This window comes from Roseofilum sp. Guam (assembly GCF_017746735.1).
Taxonomy (GTDB): Bacteria; Cyanobacteriota; Cyanobacteriia; order Cyanobacteriales; family Desertifilaceae; genus Roseofilum; species Roseofilum reptotaenium.
On sequence record NZ_JAGHZN010000020.1, the window covers coordinates 44,207 to 66,713 of the forward strand.

Sequence of the window (22,507 nt, forward strand, 5' to 3'; positions counted from 1 at the left end):
TTGAGATTGCCTTAGAGAACTTTGCCACCCAGAAATCGAATTAACGTATCTCGTTGTGGTTTTTCTTTAATGCCAATTGCCCTCAGTGAGGATTCAATACTACTGCGTATAGTCAATCCTGATTCCCATGCTTCATTATTATCCGCGATCGCCTGCAAGAGAAATTCCTGACTCTTTGTCAGATCGCTAACTGTTGTTCCCGGTTTCATTTCACCCTCTGGAAAAACAATAATCTCAAACAATAGAGCGCAGCGATCAAAATAATATGGGGAACCCCATCGATAGGTTAAAATCGGCATTAATTGTTCTAGAGCCGGATCGCCTAATCGAGCGAAGAAATTCGCAAACAATCCATGTCCGTCTGAATAGCGATCGTCATAATAATCACTTAACTGCGATAGTATATCGGGGCGATCGCCAAGCTCTATGAGTTGTTCTAATACTTCCTGTGATGGCTCTTCTCCAGCCACATACATTAATGCGATCGCAGCAGCTAGTTTGGCGATCGCTGCTTCATCAGATTGTAAGATTTGTTTGCAGAACTCCCAATCTAAAGGAATTTCTTTATCTAATATCGCTAATAGTAAGAGAAGCGATGCTCGGATGTTTGCTTCCGGTTCTTGTCTCAGGCGATCGTAAAACTTCGCGCATACTTTAGTAGAGTGCGGTTTACAAGCTGCAAGAATATCGGCAGCAACTGTTCTAATATTGGGGATGTTATGGTCGAGCAAGCCAATGTAAAAGTCCAGAGCTTTATAAATGGGTTGGCGAATGGAATTAACCCACTCTCGATACCTCTGATGATATTCGTCAACAAATGTATCGAGGGTATCGTCATCTGATAAATTATAAGATGTAGCGATCGCAGCGATACAGCAGAGAACCCTACAGAGAAAGTCTGTATCTGTCTCGCAATAAATTTGCCTGACCAAAAATGGAAGAACGAAAATCACCTTGTAATGTAGATCTCCCTGATGATAGATACGACTGAAGACCTCATCTAACGCTTGTTCTCGAACATTGCGATCGTCTGACGAAAACTTGCGAATTTCTTGCACGATCTCGCCGCCCAATTCAGCTTCTAATTCTTCTAACTCAATGTCTTGGATATCCATCGCTTTTCCATTGATTCTACCGAACTCTCCAGCACATTGTAAAACCTTTAACTACACCGGCCCGTTATAGGTCTGTGATAACGGCGAAAAACCACCGTTTTTCGCCATTGCCCCATCTTCCCAGTTGCCTTGTGTCCCCTTGATCCGGAAAAATAGAGAATAACCCAATCAAGGCTCACTAGGGATTATGGCTGTAGACTATTCAGACTATTCAGAAATTGATATCGCTGACTATATCGAGCATTCCCTGTTGCACCCCACAGCAACACCGGAACAAGTCCAGCAGTGGTGCGAACAGGCTATGGCTATGAATTTTCCTACGGTGTGCGTGCCTCCAGTTTACGTGCGGCAAACGGCAGATATCTTACAGGGAAAATCGACTAAAGTGTGTACAGTGATTGGCTTTCCCACGGGTGCGACAACACCAGGGGTAAAGCTCTACGAAGCCCAAGAAGCGGTTGAGCATGGAGCAGTAGAGTTAGATGTGGTGATGAATATTGGCTTACTGAAGGCAGGAAAAAGTGAAGCCGTGCATCGGGAAATGGCGGAAATTTGTGAGGAAACGGGGCAAACGGTGAAAGCGATTTTAGAAATGACGGTGTTAACGGAAGCGGAAAAACGATTAGCCGCAGAACTGTGTTTAGATGCGGGGGTGGCGTTCTTGAAAACCAGTACGGGTTGGCAAGGGGGTGCAACGGTGGAAGATGTGAAATTATTGAAGTCCATCAGCCGAGGAAATGTGGGGATTAAAGCTTCTGGTGGCATTCGCAATTTAGAACAAGCTTATGCCTTAATTGAGGCAGGTGCGACGCGGTTGGGGACTTCGCGGGGGATGATGTTAATGGAAGAGCGCGATCGGGCAATGGGTAATGGGTGATAGGTAATAGGTAGCCCATCCTACCTGTTTTATGAGTGTCACGGCACTACTTCTCTGGTGAATATGGGGGTAATGAATCAATATTCCCTAAAGCAAAATTCAGCATTTCTTCCCCCTGAGATAGCAGTTGTTCCACATCAGTTTCTGAAATATCGAGTTCGGTGTTGTAATCGGCTCTTAATCGGATTCTTTCCGCATCAATCAGATAGCGATGTAGCTCAACCGGAATGCGGTTAGTGCGAGCAAATATCCTACCGAAAGCAGCGATAACTGCTGAATGTTTAGAGTAGGACAACCCCTCGCCTTCTAAAAATGCTGTAGCAATGTAAAACATAGCGTAGTAAGTGCGCGATGCCGCAAAATCCGGAAAACCTGTACGGTTTAATTCTCTGGCAGCTTGTAAACTGCGAGTCGCTTTTTCCAGTAATTTGTGCTGTTCTGGTGTCATAGGGGTATTCCTTCTTTGCGGATGTTACGAAAGAAGCTGTTGTTATACTCTTGGAATTGGCGACTGCTGGCCAAAGCGCAGCTTATCAAGGTATTATGTTCTAAGCATAAATTGGAAATTGTTTGGCTGATTCTGTTGCTCTCTTCAGAATATTGGAAGTCTTGTTTCAGGATGATTAAAAGATCGATATCTGAGTCAGGTTCTGCATCCCCTCTTGCTTGAGAACCATAGAGAATGATTTGGTCAATTTGCTGGCCATATAGTTTTTTTAGTCCTTGACAGGCTTCGTTTAAGATAGTGTTAAGAGTTTCTTTTCTCATCTTTGATTTCTACAATGTTAAGCCATGAAGGATTTTGACTGTAGCGGTTGATGAGTTCTAACCATTGCTCTGGATCGCTTAATCCTTTGTGTTTCAAGACTTCTTGCGCTAGTTTGATAGAACCGGATAATAGGAGACTATGACAAGGACGGTTTTCTGCTTCGAGGGTGGCTATTTCTGGGGGTTGTTCCCAACTGAGAATAAGTAGGCAACTGTTGTGCGGCGATCGCCCAATCTCTTGCAGCAGTTTACCATAACTCTGGTATTCCGGTAGGTAGCGCCCAACGAGTTCTCCAGGGGTGAGAGTTTCGTGGAAGTCGTCGAGGATAATGAAGCAACGGTGCGATCGCAAGTAGTCCAGTAGTGCGCGATGTTCGGTTGCTTCTCGTTGGGAGAGGAATTGGATTAAGTCGGTGGTGAGGGCATTAAGATTGGGAAAGGAGCGGTGACTATACCAGATTAGGCGATCGAAATGCTCTGCGATCTCGTCTACGAGTTGGGTTGCGAGGGCTGTTTTGCCCATTCCGGATAACCCATAGATGCTGATAATGGCGCTATTTTCGTTGAGTATCCAGTGTTTGAGCGTGTTGAGTTCCTCTGTGCGGTGGGGGTAGAGGCGATCGGATTTGGGGATGTGGGTGCGATCGTGAATCTTTTCAGCCTTAAAATTTTCTGATTGATTAGTAGAAATTTGTTCTTTTACTTTTAACAATCATAGACGAGCTAGAGCTTGCAAGGTCTTCATATCTTCTTCAAATTCTTCAACATCATAATGAATACAAATACCACGACTAGCAATTTCTTTCTGAAACTCTAGCAAATGCATACCAGCTAAATGACGGGCTTTGCCTATACTAATTCTGTCTTGTTGGAAGAGCATAATTGCAATTTCCAGCTTCAACTGTACTTCAGACATTTCGGCAGCTTGGAGAATATCATCTGGAATGAGGACAGCCATGTTTAGTTACCTCCTGAATGGTTTAGACTCGATGGTAGCTTAATTTATGCTGATCGCCGATCGCACCAGATCCTGACTCAAGGGTGGATAATCGGCTACAATTTCTTCTACTGTCACTCCCTCTGCCAAGTTATCTAAGATTACAGAAACCATAATTCGAGTTCCTTTAATACAAGGTTTCCCATGACAAATATTGGGGTTAATCTCAATCTGTTCTTGCCAGTTGTTCATCATTTACTTTATCAATCCGTAATCCTCATGATAGCCTAATGTAGGGCGATCGCCTTTCCCCATGCTACGCCAGTCTAGTATTCACCGCTCTCTGCCAGGCGATCGCCAACAGAAGAAAGAATATAGACCTAGAATCTATCTTTGTTCTCTCGGACTATCTTAAGTTTTATGAGCAAAACCTATAAGGCAACGGGCATTAATTTGAAGGGAATGCCTATGGGAGAATCTGACCGGTTATTGACAGTGTTAACCCCGGAAGTTGGATTAATTCGGGCGATCGCCCCTGGAGCGAGAAAAGCGAAATCCAGTTTGGGGGGGCGCAGTGGATTGTTTGTGGTGAATGAACTCTTGGTGGTGAAGGGGCGATCGCTCGATAAAATCATTCAAGCGCAAACGATTAAATCCTATCCGGGATTAAGTCGAGATTTACTCAAACTGACTGCGAGTCAATACTTGGCTGAATTAGTCCTCTGCCAAGCCCTCACAGATCGCTCCCAAACCAACCTCTACGACCTACTGTTGCTCCATCTCGATCGCCTGGAAACCAGCGCTCTGAGCCTCACCTTACCTCGCCTAATTCAAGGTATCTTTCACCTGCTGGCCCTAGCCGGAATTGCGCCGCAAGTGCAAAATTGTTGTAGAACGGGAAAAGCGATCGCGCCCAACTTCAACGATCCCCAGTGGAAAATCCAATTTAACCTTGCCTCTGGTGGCATTGTGAGCGAGGAAAAAGAGCTACAAGTCTTTCAGGTTCAAGAATCTGGAGCCAGCTATCAGGTACAACGTTCACCTCGAAAATCGCCCCAACCTCCAGCATTTTCCCTCAACGCCAATCAATTATGGATACTTCAGCATTTAGCGGGGCCAGAACTCCCTAAACTAGAACAAGGAACAGACCATCTCTGGCCTTCCCTAGAAAACCTCCTGCGTGCCTATGCCCAATATCACTTCGATCGACCGATCCGAGCTGCAACCCTCATGGAACCTTGCCTCGCCAACTTGCCAAAAGACTAAGGTTGATACATGAGGATCTATCTACAACACCGGTATCTGTAGGGGCGAAAAATTTTTCGCCCCTACAAAAGATGTCTCATTGTTATTTGAATCCACTATAAATTCTATGTCCCTATCCAAAACCGATGGAGAAATAACCCCTACAACCCCTAAACCTAATCTTCCTCCTCCCTCTCCTAGTCTGGGTGCAGTCCTCAAAAACCGCAATTTTCTCACCCTGTGGAGCGGTCAAATTTTTTCCCAGTTAGCCGATAAAATCTATCTAGTTTTAACGATCGCCATTATTACCAGCCAGTTTCAACAAGAGGAGCAAACCATTAGCGGTTGGGTATCAGCGATCATGATTGCTTTTACGATTCCCGCTGTCTTATTTGGCTCCTTAGCCGGGGTATTTGTGGATCGGTGGCCAAAAAAATCGGTCTTAGTTCTCACCAACTTACTCCGGGGAGCCTTTGTGCTGACGATTCCCCTATTCTTAAGTCTATCTGCGGGAATTGACTTGGCGATCGATATTCCCCTCGGTTTTGCCTTGCTCTTAGGAATTACCTTTGCCGTCTCTACTCTCACCCAATTCTTTGCTCCTGCCGAACAAGCCATTATTCCCCTGATTGTCAAGCGCCATTTGCTCTTGCCAGCCAATTCCCTCTACACTTCTACCATGATGGCCTCGGTGATCCTGGGATTTGCTCTTGGCGACCCACTTCTGAACCTGGCAAGTCACCTAATTAGCCCGATTTTAGGTAATGGCGACTTGGGTAAAGAAGTTCTAGTGGGAGGTGCTTATGTGTTGGCGGGTGTGATTTTGTTAGTCGTGAATACTCAAGAAAATACTTATCCCCCAGACCACGAACACCCCCATGTTTTGCAAGATCTGCGCGATGGATTACAGTTTTTGCGCGATCGCCATCGGGTTCGCAATGCAATTTTACAACTAATTATTCTCTCCTGTATTTTTGCCGCCTTAGCCGTTTTAGCCGTCCGCATTGCCGAAATTATTCCCAGTCTTGAACCCTCCCAATTTGGCCTGTTATTAGCCGTTGGCGGAATCGGTTTAGGCATCAGTTCGGCTGTCGTGGGAGAATTCGGCCATCGTTGGGGATCGAATGCTCAACTGAGTTTAATCGGATCGATGGGGATGGCGGGATCGCTGTTGGGTTTGTCGTTTACCGTTCAATATTTAGGATGGTCTCTGTTTTGGATTAGTGTGTTAGGTTCATCAGCCGCTTTTATTGGCATTCCCATGCAAACGACGATTCAATCACAAACGCCAGAAGAGATGCGAGGTAAGGTGTTCGGCTTGCAAAATAATGCCATTAATATTGCTTTGAGTTTTCCTCTGGCTTTGGTGAGTGTGGCGGAAGCTGGATTGGGAATTCAAGTGGTTTTAGCTGGTTTAGCCGTCTTAGTCTTCGCAGGGGGAGTCTCAACCTGGTATATTTCCCGTACAGGAGATCGGGATCAATAGACTTCTTACAGAAGTCAGGCAATAGGCAATAGGCACTCTAACAATAGTCAGGAGAATATTATGATTACTCCATTCCTATTCATTTTTTGTCCACTTATGCAATAGATCTAACGATTGTCGTCTCCTACCCAATGATTCTTCCCTTTTTGGCAATTGAATGCATATCGCTTGGCTTGGTAAAAAATCTCCGTTCTGTGGTAACGTCACTTATTCCCGTGAGGTGACGAATGCGTTGCTCGATCGCGGACATCAGGTGAGCTTCTTTCATTTTGCCTCGGAGGATGGGGTCGCAGAACTGCCCGCGAATGGCGCTCAAGCCTCTTCGGAAGGCTGGCCGGATTGTCCAGAAGTGCCGATTCCTTGTTTGTATAAATCGACGATTTATACGATTCCGACGTTGAGTTCGTCTAAGGTTTTAGCGCGATCGCTCCATTCTTTGCAACCGGATCTGGTTCATGCGTCTTTAACTTTGTCTCCTCTGGATTTTTTGCTGCCGGAAATTTGCCAAGATTTAAATTTACCTTTGGTGGCGACCTTTCATCCAGCATTTGACCGCAAATTACGCAATTTTTCTTCGGGAACGCAACAACTCACCTATCAACTTTATGCCCCTGGTTTGGCAAATTATGATAAAACCATTGTGTTTTCCCAGATGCAGCGCGAGATTCTGATTAAACTGGGGGTTCCGGAATTCAAAGTGGTGGTGATTCCTAATGGGGTAGATGCCCTGAAATATTCCCCTGGCCCTTCTTCGATTAAGCAGCAATTGCAGGCAGAACGGTTATTTTTGTATCAAGGACGCATTGCTATTGAGAAAAATGTGGAGTCCTTGCTGAAGGCTTGGAGAATGGCAGATTTGGGGCTGGGGTGTAAGTTGGCGATCGTCGGTACTGGCCCTCTGCAAACTGCTCTCAGAGCTTCCTATGGAGCAGAACAGGGGATTGTTTGGTTAGGCTTTATTGGCGATGAGCAGCGTCGAATCGAAATTTTACGGGGCACAGATGTATTTATTTTGCCTTCTTTTGTTGAAGGGTTGTCTCTCTCTCTGTTGGAGTCCATGGCTTGCGGAACGGCTTGTCTGGCAACGGATGTGGGAGCTGATGGTGAGGTTTTGGAAAAGGGTGCAGGGGTGATTTTAAATGCGAATCGCGTAACGACTGAGTTGCAAACCTTACTTCCTTTGTTTCGAGATCATCCTGAATTAAGTATCATGCTGGGCCAAAAAGCACGTCAACGAGTATTAGAGCGCTATACGCTTAATCGTAATATTTCTCAGGTGGAACAGCTTTATGATGAAGTCATTGAACAGAGTAACGATGCATCTTACCGGAGCTTGGTCAATTAAGGGGACTCGAGAGCATCCGGATCGATATTTAACTGTCGGAGTTTTTCGCGTAATTGTTGTAAATTAGATTCAGCGCGATCGGCTCTTTCTCGCTCCAATTCCTTTTCCTGGCGTTCGCGATCGCGCTCTGATTCAGCAATATCAGCTCTTTCCTGTTGGCGATCTGCTCTTTCCTGCTCCTGCACTGCCAACTCTTCTGGCAACAATACCAAATTACCCTCAGCATCATAAAAGCGCAACCAAGGGGCATCTTCCTTCATCAATTCCCCATTCCAAGTTCCCAAGTACAATCCCAAACTCTCACACCACAGCCATCCGCGATCGTTGGGATTTATTTCATCATACTTGCGCCTTCCGCTTAAATTCCATCCCTGTAATGACTCAGAGTCAAAGGGATCGTAGATAAAATAATCGTTCGTTTTCCAGACTTTTTCATACAACTCTTTCTTCTGATTGCGGTCAACTTCTGCCGTCGAAGGTGACATCAATTCCACAATCACATCGGGATAGCGTCCTTGCTCTTCCCACAAGATCCAACTGCGGCGCTCAATTGTTCCATCTACATCTAATACCACAAAAAAATCCGGGCCGCGAAAGTCTTTGTTTCGGACTTGTGCGCTACTGTAGTAGACGAACATATTCCCACCCGTGTAATAATCATTGCGTTCTTGATACGCCTGATGCAAGGAAGCAATCAGAACATTCATGGCGATGCGATGGCGGTTGCTTTCCAAGGGTTCTCCGTCGTCGTAGGGTAAGTCGGTTGGCGGAAGGGGAATGACTTCTTGCTCTTGTGGTTCAGTCTGAGGTAATTGTTCGTCAATAAGTTGGACTGACATGGCTCTTTCCCTCAACACTCGGTTCTCACAGTATATCTAAATCGGTTGATTTTGGCGATCGCAGAGTGCAAGAAACCGAGTTGCTCAACCTTAACGGAATTTCTCTATCTCCCTAAGTTACAATCTCAGTATAGCGTTTCTCTCTTCTATGAGATACAGCTTGAAGCCTTCAACTCTAAGCCATACAAGCTATTGCCTATTCCCTATTGCCTATTCCCTAGAGCGAAGCGCTATAGTTCTATCAACACCGATTAATTATGCCTGTAAATTGGAAAGAACACATCGTCAGTACACCCGATATCCTGCGAGGGAAACCCAGAATCAGAGGAACTCGAATTCCTGCGAGTTTAGTTTTAGGGTATTTAGCTTCTAATTATACCATTGAATTGATTCTTGATGAATTTCCCGATCTGGTGCAAGAACAAATCTATGCCTGTCTGGATGAGGCGAATCATGAGTGAAACAAATGATAAGGACATTGACGCTATTTTGGCTGAAGGTACTTTAATTGATCAGGCGATTAAAAAAGCTGTTAATCGAGCAGTATGGGAACACAAACAACTCGGAAATCCAGTGGCAGCATGGAAGGATGGAAAAGTGGTGTGGATTGCACCAGAAGATCTAGATATTGATCTATCATCAACGGATTGAATCAAATTATCGCCGTTACTTGAATCGAGAAACCTGGTTTCTCATGCCGTTGTTTTAAAACAGCTTAGTAAAATCATCTTCATTTTCTGGAATTAAATATAAGCTGCAAATTCGTTCAACATTCTCCAATTCATCGGGTGTGACTTTATGTTTTTCACACCAACACTTAATACAGTCATTGTTTAGATTATCCACTTCATCATAATCAATAGGAGCCGTTGGAGTATCTTGATCGCAAGAAATTTTCCTTAATACTTCCACAACATCCGGTTCAGTTAAGTCTTTAGTTCTTGGATTATAAAACATTCCATAGTAGTTATTGTTGTATCGAATTAAAAGATATAATAAATGCTGCTGCCCTGAATAGGATTTACCACTAATCAAATCATCTGATAGAGTTTTAGCGTACTCTCGATTGATTTGCAGTTTTGCCGTATGTTCGTAGTAAGGAGAGATTTCTAAATCAGCTAAAGCATCTAGATCTAGCTCTCCCGATTTAATAGTTACTTCAGATGTCAATGCAGTAACATTTAACTCTTCAGTTTCAGCAGTTGTCAAGACAGGTAACTCAATGATTTTACTGGATTTTTCATGACGTGAAACTAGAGTTTGCCATCGCTTCTCTATGTCAATTAAATCTTGTTGAATACCCGTGAACTTGCCGAAATAACCAACACTTTTAGGAATAAAAGTATAAACCTCAATCATACGATGAGTATACCAAAATCGCAGAATACGCCCGGCTCTCTGAACAGGATTAATCGGAGTCCAGGCAATATCATAATTTATTACAATAGATGCATCTTGCATATTGACTCCTACACCTTGAGCATCAGTTGAGAGAAAAATATTATACTCTTCTAAGTTATCACCAATTATGTTATCATTTGATTGCGGCGCAAATTTTTTAATCATTTCTTCAATTTCATAACTATTTTTTAATTTATATTTTTGATCATCTTCACTTGGTTGAATCGTTGCTGCAATTTTTAGTTTAGAAAAAAAATGTTTGAGTTTTTTATACAAATAGACTACAGTCGGTCGTCTTTCACAAAAAATAATCACTTTTTTTTGTTCCTCTACTTTTCTATCAAAAACACGAAATAAGACTTCCAATAAACCACTGAACTTAGCATCTTCATAATTTGATTTTTCGAGTTTTTCGAGGATAGGTTTTAGAACTTTCTCTCTATCTTCACGAGGAATACAAAAGCAAATTTTTTCTAAGTTATAACTGTTTTCACCTTCAGGGGTATCCGCAATACTTTGTAAAATATCTTTGAGAGCTAATGGAGAACTTGCCCACGCTAATTTAACCAACCGATTAAATATATCTTTGAACATAGCATTTTTTTTGAATCTGGCATTTTTAGTGGCAACTTCAAAATAACCTTTAGCAATAATTTCAGTTAATTCTGACTCAAAAATCAAAGGAAATGTTACAGTATGAAGGGTAACATCAGGTACATAACGTTTTTCATTAGTAAACTGAATATACGTTCCCTGTTTATCTTGTTGCCCATAGTATTTAGCTACATGAGGGGTAGTTAACTGACTGACTACTGGAACCTGGATAAATTGATCGATGTCCTTAACATACCAAGCATTCGCATCTTTAGTTTCTGCCTCGAATAGATGTTGATGATCTGGACAGTTTTCCGTAAACCAATCAAATGGATATTGCCTTCTTTCAGCTTTATGAGGTAGAAGACACAATTGATGATTAAGATTGTCAATATCTGTGCCATAAGGAGAGCCTGTTAAATTTAAAACTTTCAAACCCCCTTTTTTAATAAACTCTCGAAGTCGTGTAAAAGCTCTGCGCTCTGGTGGATTTTTGATTAAATTGAACAAGTTTTGTTGAAATCGATTTCTGAATTCGTGACATTCATCAATAATCAGCATCCAACGTTGTTGTTCACAATCTTGTAATATTTGTTCAAATGTTTTCAAATTATGATCTCGTTGCGATGTTGTTCTATCAAATGTTTGTCGCACAAAATACTTACAGTGAAGTCCAGCTTTCATCATTTCTGTGTCCCAATTCCTACTAACAGTCTTTGGCCCAATAATCATCACATTATCGATTAAATCTTCTTCCTTAAGATGTATAGCTACATGAACGGCAATAACCGTTTTTCCTAGTCCAGTAGATGCAACAATCATTGAGCCATCAAAAGCTCGTATTTGTCGTAGTGTCTGTGCAATCATATCAATTTGATATGATACCGGTTTTTTATCATAACGAGTCTTGGGGGATTGTATATTTTCAAATGCCAACATGGTTTTTAAATAAATATCCCAAGGTGTGGCGAGTTGTAACCATCTCCGTAAAACATCTAGTAAATCTTCAGTGAGATCATGAGCATCGGCAAAATATCGATCAAATTGTTCAACTAGATATTCTATCTCTGCTATTTGATCCGTAACTAGACCCCCTTCCACTTGTTGAGTTAGTCCCTTAAAAGTCAAGTTTGAAGAAGATTGAATCGCGATTTTGGTATCGAAAATAAATAACTTATTGTGATGATCGGTTGATCTAGCATCGACAATTCCAAATTCATTGGACTCTATTTTATTAACCAGTTCAAGAACCGCTTTGCGTCGATCTCGATCTAACCCGGAACGCAACTCCTTCATGATTTCTTGAACTAAGGCTATTTTGGCTCGTTGTTCACCAGGATCTTCTAAACCAACTAAAATATAGGTTTTCTTATCTGTAGTGTAGCGACGGATCAAATTCCAGCCTTTAATGGTAAAAAAAGCTGTAGCAATCCGAATAGTATGATGGGTCTTTTGTAAGTGTTTGGTAATCCACTCTAAGGATTCACCCGATTCAAACCAACATAAGGGTTTTGTATTGGATGGAGTAAGTGTATTCATTTGATGCTGTAGTGGTAAGATATACACCCACTATAGCAATAATTTACTGTAATGGGTAACCACCCTTATCATGGAGATCAAACTTAAGGTTTAACGTTCGATCGCCACTCCCTATGAGATAATAGTAAGTTGGTCTAAATGGGAGCAACACAGAATGCGACTGTCACAAATGCTGTTTAATACGCTGCGAGATGACCCAGCAGAAGCAGAAATTCCCAGCCATAAGTTATTGGTTCGGGCAGGATATATTCGTCGAATTGGTAGCGGACTCTATGCTTATCTTCCCCTAATGTGGCGAGTTTTGCAAAAAGTCTCCCAAATTGTACGTGAGGAAATGAATGCTACGGGGGCCCAGGAATGCTTGCTTCCCCAATTGCAACCGTCAGATCTATGGCAAGAGTCGGGACGTTGGGAAACCTATACGAAAGCCGAAGGTATTATGTTTGCGTTGCAGGATCGGCAAAAGCGGGAGTTGGGGTTAGGGCCAACCCATGAGGAGGTGATTACGGCGATCGCCCGTGATATGATTCGTTCGTATCGGCAACTACCAGTTCATCTGTATCAAATTCAAACCAAGTTCCGCGATGAAATTCGTCCCCGGTTTGGCCTGATGCGGGGTCGGGAATTTATTATGAAGGATGGCTATTCGTTTCATACTAACCGGGACAGTTTGAAACAGACGTACCAGGATATGGATCGAGCCTATCGGAATATGCTGCGGCGATGTGGTCTGAAATTTCAGCCGGTACAAGCGGACTCTGGAGCTATTGGGGGCGGGGTTTCTCAAGAGTTTATGGTGTTGGCTGAGGCTGGAGAAGATGAGGTTCTCTACACCGAAGATAGCCAATATGCGGCCAATGTGGAAAAAGCGGTTTCTCTTCCCGCAGAAGTTCAACCTTCTCCGTTTACAGAGTATAAAAAGGTGGAAACGCCAAATACCAATACCATTGCTACGCTCTGCGAGGCGCTCGGTTGTGATGCCACCAATACGGTAAAAAATGTACTGTATCAGGCTGTTTATGATAATGGAATGACGGTCTTGGTGCTGGTTAATATTCGCGGTGACCAAGATGTAAATGAGGTAAAACTCTCCAATGAGTTAACTGCTCTAGCTCCAGAATACGGCGCGAAAGCAGTTTTGGCGCTCACCGTTCCCGATCCGGAAGCTCAGAGCAAATGGGCCGCGAAACCCTTACCGTTGGGGTATATCGATCCGGGTTTAGGAGATGAATATATTACTCAACAAGAGAATTTAGCGCCCAAGTTTTTGCGGTTGGTGGACAAAACAGCGGTGGAGTTGAAACATTTTGCCACAGGAGCCAATGAGACTGGTTATCATCTGATCGGCGCAAATTGGGGCGATCAGTTTGTTTTGCCCGATCGCATTGTGGATGTGCGTACTGCAAAAGCCGGCGATCGCGCCGTTCACGACCCGACGCAAATATTACAAACTGCCAGAGGCATTGAAGTCGGTCATATTTTCCAGTTGGGAACCAAGTATTCCCAGGCTATGAATGCCACGTTTACCAGCGAACAGGGGGAAGAATTGCCCTGTTATATGGGATGTTATGGGGTTGGAGTCTCTCGCCTCGCGCAAGCGGCCGTGGAACAGTCCTATGATAAGAATGGGATTATTTGGCCAGTGGCGATCGCGCCCTATACGGTCATCATCTGCGTTCCCAATATTACCGATAGTCAACAGATGGAAGTCGCCGAAAAGCTCTATCAAGACCTGCAAAAAGCTGGAATTGAGGTCTTACTTGATGACCGCAATGAGCGAGCTGGGGTAAAATTCAAGGATGCAGATTTAATCGGCATTCCCTATCGTTTGGTGACCGGCAGAGCCATCAAATCTGGTAAAGTTGAATGTGTAGAACGGGCAACCCTCGCTTCTGAAGAAGTCGCTATAGACGAAGTCATTTCGGTTCTCCAAAAGCGCATTCAAACTGCTTTAAACGCCTAAAAATTGCATAAGTGGGACATTTTCAAATGGGCACAGTACCATAGAGCAAGTTCGTCATTAGCTCAATGAAGAATTTCCTGGACTGTGCCTAATTGGTGCTAAGGAAAGGGCAAAACCTAGTATTCCCTATACTCTATTCCCTATTCCCTAATGGAACGCCGAGAACTAATTCAATTAATCGCTTTTATCCTTTTACCAGGGATATTATTTGCTCTACTCGATGGTTTAATTGCTGGTATTTTTGCAGGACTGGCAGGGGCGATAATGGGCTTTTCTTATACTTATCCGGCTTTAGGACTTTGGGTCTTTTTGATCTATATGCCCTTTGCTGGAACAGTTACCCATATGATTGCCAACAGTAACCCCCTATTTCATTTAGTCAAAGATTTATTTTATATTCCCGCTCTAATCTCGATTTTGATCCACGATCGCGACTATCTTAAACCTTTTTGGCAAAAAATTAAACCTCTATATATTCCTCTAATCACTTTAGTCTCGATCGCATTAGTTCACTTTTTTTGGATTAGCATTATTCGCGAAAGCTTCAATCCCACTCTAGGGAATCAAATGCTCATGGGAATTGTGGGTCTCAAGACCCTGTTCAGCTATATCCCCTTAATGCTTTGTGCCTATTATTTAATGTATAGTAAAAAAGAATTATCCTTTTTTCTGAGACTGCACACTGTTCTAATCTTAATTTGTTGTGCCCTAGGATTTATTCAATATTTACTGCTAACCAAAGGTATTTGCCCAGGAAGTAGACCCCTTTCAGGAGAATCTCTATATCGCGCTAGCCTACAAGCCCGTTGCTTTATCGGTGGAGCAGTTTTATATAATCCAAATGCCGGATTGGTTCGATTACCCGGTACATTTGTTGCGCCTTGGCAATGGGGATGGTTTTTAATTTCTGGTATGTTTTTCTTGTTTACTACTGATGTTGGAGATCCTCAAAAAAAATGGAAGCATATCAGTGTCTTTAGCACAGGATTGCTGATCATAATGGCTGTATTTTCCGGTCAAAGAATTGCTCTAGCATTAGTGCCAATTATCTTTATGATTTTACAGCTCTTAACGACCTCCAAGAAAAAACAATTACCCTTAAAATGGGGGGCGGCACTTGTCGCCAGCGCTGTGATTATTCAAACGATCAATCGGGTGGAACAGCGCATAGATAGCTTGGTAAATCGCTGGACAGTTTCCCCTCCCCTCGATTTTATGCGAGATCAATGGCAATCCGTTTGGAGTCAGCAAGAAGGGATTTGGGGAAAAGGGATTGGTGCGGCGACGAATGCAGCGCGAAAATTTGCCCCAACTCGATTAATTGAAACGTTCCATGCTAAGGTCCTTTATGAAATTGGCCCTTTGGGGTTACTTGCTTTTTTAGTGGTGGTTTCTATCTTGGTCTTTTTAACCTATAAAGCTTATCGTTCATTACAGAAGCCTAGCTGGAAAAAAATAGCGGTTTGTTTCTGGATTTTTATTCTGATTGTGAGCTATTTTCCTTATTATTATCCCCTAGATGTCGATCCAGTAGCGGTGTATTATTGGTTTATTGCAGGACTCTTACTCAAATTACCGGAAATAGAGGCTTCTTCAACATCTCTCTAACATACAATCCATCAATTTCTGGCCTTATGCATCAACCCTTTCAGTTTTCTATACAAGCCCAATGCTCCCAGACTCAAGCGAGAGCAGCTACCTTTTTGACTCCCCACGGAAAAGTAGAAACTCCTAGATTTATGCCTGTCGGCACGTTAGCAACGGTAAAAGCGCTAACGCCTGCACAACTGAAAGGGACAGGCGCTCAAATGGTTTTAGCCAATACCTATCATTTGCATCTACAACCGGGAGAAGATTTAATTGCTCGTGCTGGTGGTTTGCATCGGTTTATGGGATGGGATGGGCCAATGTTAACTGATTCTGGAGGATTTCAGGTTTTTAGTTTAGCCAGCTTGCGAACTATTCAGGAAGAGGGGGTAAAATTTCGATCGCCCAGAGATGGACGAATTATTCATCTTACTCCAGAAAAGGCGATCGCCATCCAAAATCAGCTCGGTGCAGATGTCATTATGGCGTTTGACGAATGTCCTCCCTATCCCGCCTCTAAAGAAGCCGTTATCGCTGCCACAGAGCGTACCTATCGATGGCTAAAACGCTGCATAGCTACCCATGATCGCTCCGAACAGGCGTTGTTTGGTATCGTTCAGGGGGGAGTATATGCTGACCTAAGAACCGCCGCAGCCGAGCAATTAGTAGACCTTAATTTACCCGGCTATGCTATTGGTGGCGTGAGTGTGGGTGAACCGGGAGATCTGATTAACCAAATTGTAAAGGTGACAGCTCCCCTACTTCCTACGGAAAAACCCCGCTATCTTATGGGAGTAGGAACCTATCAAGAAATGGTACAGGCGATCGCCGCTGGCATCGATCTATTTGATTGTGTTATTCCCACCCGGTTAGCCCGTCATGGGGCAGTATTCGTCCGGGGAGAGCGCTGGAATATTAAAAATGCCCAATTTCGAGAAGACTTTGCTCCCCTTGATGCTGAATGCCCCTGTTATACTTGTCAAAATTTTAGCCGTGCTTATTTGGGGCATTTATGGCGCTGTCGCGAACTGTTGGTGTATACGCTCCTGTCGATCCACAATATTACGGAACTGGTGCGTTTTACCGCACGCATTCGAGAGGCTATTTTAGGCGATCGCTTCCTCTCTGAATTTGGTCACTACCTTGCCCCTCCAGAAAGCCATCAGTACCATGAAAAGAGATAGCCCTTCAAACCTATGAAATACCTCTTGATGCCCCCTCTCTCACGGGAAAGGGGGTTGACGCAGAGGGGCTATACCTTACGCGATCCTCTCTAACCTCCTCAACTATAAATATGATAGTCACTGAATCAATTAATCCAAGAGCAACCATTCCTCCCCTAGAAAATGGCGACAAGCTCACTCGCACAGAATTTGAGCGCCGTTATTATGCCATGCCCGATCACAAAAAAGCCGAATTAATCGAAGGAATTGTTTATATGGCATCTCCCCTAAGAATTGAACAACACGGTGAACCCCATGCTCATATTATCGGCTGGCTCACTTTCTACAAAGCCTTTACTCCTAATCTACAATTAGGCGATAATTGTACCGTCCGTCTAGATGCTGACAATGAACCTCAACCTGACGCACTCCTGAGAATCAAAGAAGAGGGACAATCGACAATTAGTGAAGATGGTTATGTTGAAGGTGCGCCAGAATTAATTGTTGAAATTGCCGCCAGTAGTGTTTCCATTGACTTACATCAAAAACTCAATGTTTATCGTCGCAATCAAGTGCAAGAATATTTAATCTGGCGCGTCAATGACGGTGAACTCGATTGGTTCCGATTACAGAATGAACAATATATCAAACTTGAACCCAATGCAGACGGAATAATCTATTCTCAAGTTTTCCCTGGCTTGTGTTTAAATCAAGCTGCCCTATTATCCGGTGACTTAGCTCAGGTATTAGCCAGCTTACAAGTCGGATTAGCCACCCCTGAACATCAATCCTTTGTCGATCAATAAACTATCGCTTAACAGGTGATTAGGTAGAGAGTTTTGTCCTTTTTTTTGAACAGTACACTTTTAATAATAGGATAAAAACCCCCTATCTCCCTATCCCCTCACCTCCTCATCCCCCCATCTCCCCATCTCCCCATCCCCCCACCTTGACATTTTTGAAGGAAGAATGAAAACTCCCTGCTTCCCTATTCCCTGGTGCGGCAGTATATGTTAATATTTTTTTCAATTCTGAAAATCATGCCCCGTACTGTTGGAGAGGAAAACACACTTATGGAAGCAGCACTGCTGTTGGCAAAATTACCTGAAGCCTATTCAGCCTTTAGCCCACTAATCGATGTTTTGCCTGTAATTCCTATCTTTTTCTTACTGCTGGCCTTTGTTTGGCAAGCAGCAGTTGGGTTTAAATAGAGTTTAAGATAAATGTAACATCAGAAACATTTATTTCCCTAGAGACAGGTTTTAAGCCTGTCTCATTTTTATGCATCTAGCGTTTGCCAAGGGTATTTTGGAAAGCGGGACGTTCGGATAAACGCTGGATGTACTCCGTAACGGCTGGATACTCACTCAAATCAAGCTTGAGCATCACAGGCATATAGAAGAGAAGCGATCCGACTGCGACATCCGCTACGGTAAGCCGATCGCCGAGTAAAAACGGTTGAGCTTGTAGACGTTGATTCAGGGGAGGCATAAAATCCGCTAAGGCGCGATCGCGGGATGCTTCAATAAACACCCCTGGGCCCAAACTAGCATTGGCAAAGACCACCCACTGGTTCATCTGTGCGATCTCTTGCACCGATCCCTGAGCATTGCCATACTGGAGAGCCAGATACATTAAAATTGCCCCAGATTCCCAAATGGTAAAATCGCCATCTACGAGGGCAGGAACTTTCCCCATGGGATGAATTGCCAAATAGTCCGGTTTCTTATGTTCTTGCCCTTGGATGTCCACAGCAATCAATTCATAGGGAACACCCAGTTCCTCTAAATACCACTGAACTAAAGTTCCACGAGTTCGCGGGCCACCATAGAGTTTGATCATTCCTTAAAGCACCTTATGGGTATGTTCATGTTGTTTTACATTATCTTCTGTGCGAACCACATTCGTCATATTTAAAACTCGTTTGCGCTCCGTGGAAAAGTTAAAATCCTGATGACAAGTGCCGATGGGAATTTTAGTTTTAACACGTTCATGACTGGGAACCTTATAACTGCGAACAGCGGCGATCGCCCGTTCTACAAACTCGTCACAGAACTGGGGCTTCTCTGGGAACTCGGTCGGTTTTTGGGGGGTCTGGTGGATCAGTACCGTACCTAATGTGGTTCCTAAGGCCATTTCATAGGAGGTGGGAATTCCCTTAAATAAAGCTTCTAGAGCGGCTGAAGGGATCGGTTCTATTACTTTAACCGGATAGACCTCTCCATCTTCCTTAATAAAGCAAGTGGCCAAGCCAACGACTAAATAATCATCCCCGGATACATCGGGGGCATTGGGATAGGTTTGTTCAGCAGTCATAAGGGTGAGGAATATAAATCAATGGATCGGATATCAACCTAACTAGGAGGAAGCAAGAGTTTAAGCGCTCTCCCAAACCGAAAGTAACAGAGACCTCGATCGGCGCACCCCGCTATTCCATATGTTGCATCTTACCATTAGCCACCTGAGTAACTGGTACATTCGCGCTTTTTCCATCAGGATTTCCCCCTTACAGTGAAGGTATCAAAGATAAAGTACAGTCAGTCATTGAGGTACAGTTCATGGGCATCAATCTTTCTACTTCTAGTGTTGATTCTTTCGGAGGTTTATATCCAAGGCAACCTCAACCGAAAACAGAAAGCCCCCCCGTTAATCGAAAATTGAGCCAACAAGCCAAAGTTCGCTTAGAACAAGGGGACTATTTAGGTGCTATTGACCTGTTAACTTGTCTAATTGAATCCGATCCTATTTGTGCCGATCACTACAATAATCGCGGATATGCCTATTTTCAGGATGGAGAGGTGGAACTGGCGATCGCCGACTATAGCCAAGCGATCCAACTGAATCCTACGCTCGATCGAGCGTATAATAATCGTGCCAATGCCTACGCTCGCCTAGGAGATCTCTACGCTGCTCTGCTCGACTACGATCAAACGTTAGATTTAAATCCCTTAAAAATCCAAGCTTGGATTAACCGAGGAATTACCTTTAGGCAACTTCAGATTTATGAACTTGCTCTCGATAACCTGGACTTTGCCCTGCGTCTGGGTCGTCTAGAAGGCTATATTTACGCCGAACGGGGACGCACCTATCATCTTATGGGAGATTGGAATTGGGCGATCTCCGACTACCAAAGAGCGATCGACCACTTCCAAAATACTCCTCAGCTCTCAGGAGCCGAACAACGCCAATATCAACGGGTTCTGCATTGGAAAGATCAACTCCTCAAACCCCTTGCAGATTAAGGAGTTTCCAGAATGAGTTATCGATCTACCCGTTCCTTTTTCCAAACCACAGAACGTCTTTGCGGATCGATCCGATGACTTTGTTCAGCCATCACTTGCTTCGCTTGCTCAGGATCGAAAGATCGGTCAAAATCTTGTTGTAGTTGAGTGACCCGGTCTTGAGTTTGCTGAACTTGAATCTCGACAATTTCTAACTTTTCTTCTACTGACCGATGATAGGGAATCAGGCGCATCACTGCCCCAGTTGCGACCACGACCAAAACCAGATTAACACTTAACTTCATCATTGTTTCCCAGGCGATCGCCGCAGCTAAGGGAGAGGAGCGACGACGCGATCGTTGGCGCTGGTTCCGCATCCGACGACGATCCAATGGATTAACGGAATGAGGGGGTCTCTGGGGGGTTGGCTCACTAGCAAGCATGGGCGTTTTAGAGGATTACAGCGCAACAAAAATTTATGCCCTGATAATACACCTTAGAGTTAACCCTAACCGCCCATTCTCAAAAGTTTTTTCCGTATTCCCCCCAGAATTCTCAAAGACCCTTGATTAACAGGGACTTCAACCTTACTTATACAGTTCGGTAGAGAGGCGGAAAGCTAAGATTCCTGGGATTAAAGCCAGAACTAGAGCCACAAATACTTGAGTATCTGATAAAGCCATGATCAAGAACTCCTGTTAAACATAGGTTTGTTCAACACTGTTGCTTAAATTGCCCTCTAGGGGAATAGGTTTGTTACATACCGTAACATTTAGCCGGCATCCCTGTCTTTAAGCAGGGAATTTTCATTCTCACCTGGAAAATGGCAAGGTGGGGGGATGAGGGGATAGGGAGATAGGGGGTTTTTATCCTATTATTAAACGTTAACTACAGTATGAATATTAACGTCGCTCCAACAAAGAACCACGGATGTTACGCCAAGAGCAACGCGCTTAAGGGTGCGAGTCACTGCATTAATCCCAGATTTGTTGGTTAACATGGATTTATTCTCCTAATTATTTTCAGTTCCAGAGCGGGGGGTTGAGTCAGTAAAATCCCTCTCTGGATGGACTTAGGAGGCTGTTAAAGTTCGGTTTCTGGGAATTTCCCGTCGGGATTTTCCCAGAAGCTTATTATCTCTCCTATAAATTCCTCTATTTTTTGAGGACAATTTTATCCAAATTAGCAAAAATTGTAATAATTGTTTACCAGAAGGAAGTGCGATAGGACTATGGTTCAACTGCAATCCCAACAAGTCAAGTCTCCATCGTCGGATCAGCGTATTGTCCATCCTGGAATTACTTGGGAGCAATTCAAACTTCTTCAGTCTGGATTTGGCGATCGCCGTAATCTGCGGCTTTTTTACACCCAAAATACCGTAGAAATTCTCACACCGGGACGAGAACACGAGTTTTTCAGTCGCTTAATTGGATTTCTGATTGGGTTATTTTGTCTGGAAATGGGCATTGAATTTGAACCCCTTGGCTCGACTACGCAGGAGCGCGAAGGTACAGTTTCCGCTGAACCGGACGAATCCTATTGTTTCAGTACATCTAAGCCTAGCCCAGATTTAGTCATCGAAGTCATCTTTACCAGTGGCAGCCCCAACAAACTGCAACGCTACCGCCTCCTAGGTATTCCAGAAGTATGGTTTTGGGAAGATGGTGTATTTAGCCTCTATCGACTGCGAGGGGAAAATTACAGTCAAATTTCCCGCAGTGAAATCCCGGAACTAATCGACTTGGATATAGAACTGCTCACTCGCTGCGTTTTGATGGCACAAACGTCACGCTTAGAAGCTGCAAATGAGTTTCGCAGATGGATGAAAAAATGAAATAATTAATAATTATTAATGGGGTTTGTAGGGGCGGGTTTAACCCAAATTTAGGCTACCCACCAATCAATTCCCAAAACCCGCCCCACCTCCTAGGGATACCCACCAACCCAATTTCTTGCCACTGCGAAGGGTTGGAGGGCAGGTTTACAACAGTTATCGGTGGGCATTGAAGATGTTGGTAAACCTACCCCTACGGTTTTTGGGATTAAGAAATCAGATTTCTGGCCACGAATCACCCTACAGCATACTCAGTAAACTGTCGTTTAAATGGAGAATGAAAACCAATGACAATATCCGTTTTCGGCACTCCTAAATCGTGCAATTCTTGACCCACATCATATTCTGTCCCATTGTGCTGTATCCAAACTTTTTCGTCTTTAATATCAAAATGTAAAATAGAGCTATAAATCCGGTAATCCCCTATCCAACCCACATGAAAAAGCTGGTAATGATCTCTAACTGGATCGAAAATTAATTGTGTGTCTACTCCGTCTTCTGGATCGGCACTGAAATGAGCATAGGTTTCTAAGAGGTGCTGAATAGCTTGGATTATTAGCTGGTGTGATAGGGTTTGCTCTATGATATGATAC

General features: G+C 43.6%; 26 protein-coding genes and 1 pseudogene. 13 read left to right on the forward strand and 14 right to left on the reverse strand.

Features of this window, described 5'->3' with window-relative positions:
• Nucleotides 1–11 precede the first annotated feature (11 nt).
• Entirely contained in the window at nucleotides 12–1,115 is a 1,104-nt protein-coding gene (locus J7529_RS09620; protein ID WP_318728794.1) for a hypothetical protein, read from the reverse strand.
• A 187-nt stretch (nucleotides 1,116–1,302) separates the two neighbouring features.
• Between J7529_RS09620 and deoC the strand changes: the two genes are divergently transcribed.
• On the forward strand, nucleotides 1,303–1,992 hold the full coding sequence (deoC, locus tag J7529_RS09625; protein WP_318728795.1) for a deoxyribose-phosphate aldolase: 690 nt from the start codon (nucleotides 1,303–1,305) through the stop codon (nucleotides 1,990–1,992).
• A 46-nt stretch (nucleotides 1,993–2,038) separates the two neighbouring features.
• Here deoC and J7529_RS09630 read toward each other — a convergent pair whose 3' ends face one another.
• From J7529_RS09630 to J7529_RS09650, 5 genes and pseudogenes are all read right to left on the reverse strand, one after another.
• Nucleotides 2,039–2,440 carry a HEPN domain-containing protein gene (locus J7529_RS09630; RefSeq protein WP_318728796.1) on the reverse strand — a complete coding sequence of 134 codons (402 nt, stop codon included), beginning with the start codon at nucleotides 2,438–2,440 and terminating at the stop codon, nucleotides 2,039–2,041.
• A complete protein-coding gene (locus J7529_RS09635; RefSeq protein ID WP_318728797.1) occupies nucleotides 2,437–2,760 on the reverse strand; it encodes a nucleotidyltransferase domain-containing protein in 324 nt (107 codons plus the stop codon). Before J7529_RS09635 ends, J7529_RS09630 begins: the two co-directional genes overlap by 4 nt.
• A 150-nt stretch (nucleotides 2,761–2,910) precedes the next feature.
• Nucleotides 2,911–3,364, reverse strand: a pseudogene (locus J7529_RS24680) (NB-ARC domain-containing protein); the annotation flags it as partial.
• Nucleotides 3,365–3,472: 108 nt separating this feature from the next.
• Complete coding sequence (locus tag J7529_RS09645; RefSeq protein WP_318728799.1) at nucleotides 3,473–3,718, reverse strand: UPF0175 family protein; 246 nt, start codon at nucleotides 3,716–3,718, stop codon at nucleotides 3,473–3,475.
• 39 nt (nucleotides 3,719–3,757) lie between these two features.
• Nucleotides 3,758–3,949, reverse strand: a complete 192-nt coding sequence (locus J7529_RS09650) for a DUF433 domain-containing protein (protein ID WP_413038861.1) — start codon at nucleotides 3,947–3,949, stop codon at nucleotides 3,758–3,760.
• Between the two features lie 168 nt (nucleotides 3,950–4,117).
• Here J7529_RS09650 and recO point away from each other — a divergent pair, with 168 nt between their 5' ends.
• The 3 genes from recO to J7529_RS09665 all read left to right on the forward strand — a co-directional run bounded on the left by recO (nucleotide 4,118) and on the right by J7529_RS09665 (nucleotide 7,773).
• On the forward strand, nucleotides 4,118–4,963 hold the full coding sequence (recO, locus tag J7529_RS09655) for a DNA repair protein RecO (protein ID WP_318728801.1): 846 nt from the start codon (nucleotides 4,118–4,120) through the stop codon (nucleotides 4,961–4,963).
• Nucleotides 4,964–5,069: 106 nt separating this feature from the next.
• Entirely contained in the window at nucleotides 5,070–6,428 is a 1,359-nt protein-coding gene (locus J7529_RS09660) for an MFS transporter (protein WP_318728802.1), read from the forward strand.
• A gap of 157 nt (nucleotides 6,429–6,585) precedes the next feature.
• Nucleotides 6,586–7,773, forward strand: a complete 1,188-nt coding sequence (locus tag J7529_RS09665; protein WP_318728803.1) for a glycosyltransferase family 4 protein — start codon at nucleotides 6,586–6,588, stop codon at nucleotides 7,771–7,773.
• On the opposite strand, the gene J7529_RS09670 is transcribed toward J7529_RS09665, so the two are convergent.
• Entirely contained in the window at nucleotides 7,770–8,612 is an 843-nt protein-coding gene (locus J7529_RS09670) for a Uma2 family endonuclease (RefSeq protein ID WP_318728804.1), read from the reverse strand. The two genes, J7529_RS09665 and J7529_RS09670, sit on opposite strands and share 4 nt — an antisense overlap.
• A 257-nt stretch (nucleotides 8,613–8,869) precedes the next feature.
• Here J7529_RS09670 and J7529_RS09675 point away from each other — a divergent pair, with 257 nt between their 5' ends.
• Nucleotides 8,870–9,073, forward strand: coding sequence for a DUF433 domain-containing protein (locus J7529_RS09675; RefSeq protein WP_318728805.1), 204 nt, complete (start codon nucleotides 8,870–8,872; stop codon nucleotides 9,071–9,073).
• Nucleotides 9,066–9,263 carry a hypothetical protein gene (locus J7529_RS09680; RefSeq protein ID WP_318728806.1) on the forward strand — a complete coding sequence of 66 codons (198 nt, stop codon included), beginning with the start codon at nucleotides 9,066–9,068 and terminating at the stop codon, nucleotides 9,261–9,263. The genes J7529_RS09675 and J7529_RS09680 overlap by 8 nt, the downstream gene beginning before the upstream one ends.
• A 54-nt stretch (nucleotides 9,264–9,317) precedes the next feature.
• Here the strand turns inward: J7529_RS09680 and J7529_RS09685 are convergent, their stop codons facing one another.
• The gene (locus J7529_RS09685) at nucleotides 9,318–12,146 is read right to left on the reverse strand and encodes a helicase-related protein (protein WP_318728807.1); all 2,829 of its coding nucleotides are present in this window, start codon (nucleotides 12,144–12,146) and stop codon (nucleotides 9,318–9,320) included.
• A 154-nt stretch (nucleotides 12,147–12,300) separates the two neighbouring features.
• On the opposite strand from J7529_RS09685, the gene proS reads away from it, so the two are divergent.
• The 5 genes from proS to J7529_RS09710 all read left to right on the forward strand — a co-directional run bounded on the left by proS (nucleotide 12,301) and on the right by J7529_RS09710 (nucleotide 18,070).
• Nucleotides 12,301–14,109, forward strand: a complete 1,809-nt coding sequence (gene proS / locus J7529_RS09690) for a proline--tRNA ligase (protein ID WP_318728808.1) — start codon at nucleotides 12,301–12,303, stop codon at nucleotides 14,107–14,109.
• Nucleotides 14,110–14,259: 150 nt separating this feature from the next.
• A complete protein-coding gene (locus J7529_RS09695; protein WP_318728809.1) occupies nucleotides 14,260–15,717 on the forward strand; it encodes a hypothetical protein in 1,458 nt (485 codons plus the stop codon).
• Nucleotides 15,718–15,743: 26 nt separating this feature from the next.
• Nucleotides 15,744–16,880: a tRNA guanosine(34) transglycosylase Tgt gene (gene tgt / locus J7529_RS09700; protein ID WP_318728810.1), complete on the forward strand. Its 1,137-nt coding sequence runs from the start codon at nucleotides 15,744–15,746 to the stop codon at nucleotides 16,878–16,880.
• Nucleotides 16,881–16,990: 110 nt separating this feature from the next.
• Nucleotides 16,991–17,665, forward strand: a complete 675-nt coding sequence (locus J7529_RS09705; protein WP_318728811.1) for a Uma2 family endonuclease — start codon at nucleotides 16,991–16,993, stop codon at nucleotides 17,663–17,665.
• A gap of 267 nt (nucleotides 17,666–17,932) precedes the next feature.
• On the forward strand, nucleotides 17,933–18,070 hold the full coding sequence (locus tag J7529_RS09710) for a photosystem II reaction center protein K (RefSeq protein ID WP_271940287.1): 138 nt from the start codon (nucleotides 17,933–17,935) through the stop codon (nucleotides 18,068–18,070).
• A gap of 76 nt (nucleotides 18,071–18,146) precedes the next feature.
• Here J7529_RS09710 and J7529_RS09715 read toward each other — a convergent pair whose 3' ends face one another.
• Nucleotides 18,147–18,701, reverse strand: coding sequence for a glutathione S-transferase family protein (locus J7529_RS09715; protein WP_271940288.1), 555 nt, complete (start codon nucleotides 18,699–18,701; stop codon nucleotides 18,147–18,149).
• 3 nt (nucleotides 18,702–18,704) lie between these two features.
• A complete protein-coding gene (locus tag J7529_RS09720; protein ID WP_271940289.1) occupies nucleotides 18,705–19,175 on the reverse strand; it encodes a hypothetical protein in 471 nt (156 codons plus the stop codon).
• 242 nt (nucleotides 19,176–19,417) lie between these two features.
• Here J7529_RS09720 and J7529_RS09725 point away from each other — a divergent pair, with 242 nt between their 5' ends.
• Entirely contained in the window at nucleotides 19,418–20,101 is a 684-nt protein-coding gene (locus tag J7529_RS09725) for a tetratricopeptide repeat protein (RefSeq protein WP_318728812.1), read from the forward strand.
• Between the two features lie 17 nt (nucleotides 20,102–20,118).
• On the opposite strand, the gene J7529_RS09730 is transcribed toward J7529_RS09725, so the two are convergent.
• The 3 genes from J7529_RS09730 to J7529_RS09740 form a co-directional block, all read right to left on the reverse strand.
• Entirely contained in the window at nucleotides 20,119–20,523 is a 405-nt protein-coding gene (locus J7529_RS09730) for a hypothetical protein (RefSeq protein WP_318728813.1), read from the reverse strand.
• Nucleotides 20,524–20,667: 144 nt separating this feature from the next.
• Nucleotides 20,668–20,763, reverse strand: coding sequence for a photosystem I reaction center subunit XII (gene psaM, locus J7529_RS09735; RefSeq protein WP_271940292.1), 96 nt, complete (start codon nucleotides 20,761–20,763; stop codon nucleotides 20,668–20,670).
• A 194-nt stretch (nucleotides 20,764–20,957) separates the two neighbouring features.
• The gene (locus J7529_RS09740) at nucleotides 20,958–21,080 is read right to left on the reverse strand and encodes a hypothetical protein (protein ID WP_318728814.1); all 123 of its coding nucleotides are present in this window, start codon (nucleotides 21,078–21,080) and stop codon (nucleotides 20,958–20,960) included.
• A gap of 231 nt (nucleotides 21,081–21,311) precedes the next feature.
• Between J7529_RS09740 and J7529_RS09745 the strand changes: the two genes are divergently transcribed.
• The gene (locus J7529_RS09745) at nucleotides 21,312–21,914 is read left to right on the forward strand and encodes a Uma2 family endonuclease (protein WP_318728816.1); all 603 of its coding nucleotides are present in this window, start codon (nucleotides 21,312–21,314) and stop codon (nucleotides 21,912–21,914) included.
• Between the two features lie 235 nt (nucleotides 21,915–22,149).
• Here J7529_RS09745 and J7529_RS09750 read toward each other — a convergent pair whose 3' ends face one another.
• A complete protein-coding gene (locus tag J7529_RS09750) occupies nucleotides 22,150–22,500 on the reverse strand; it encodes a XisI protein (protein WP_318728828.1) in 351 nt (116 codons plus the stop codon).
• Nucleotides 22,501–22,507: the final 7 nt, after the last annotated feature.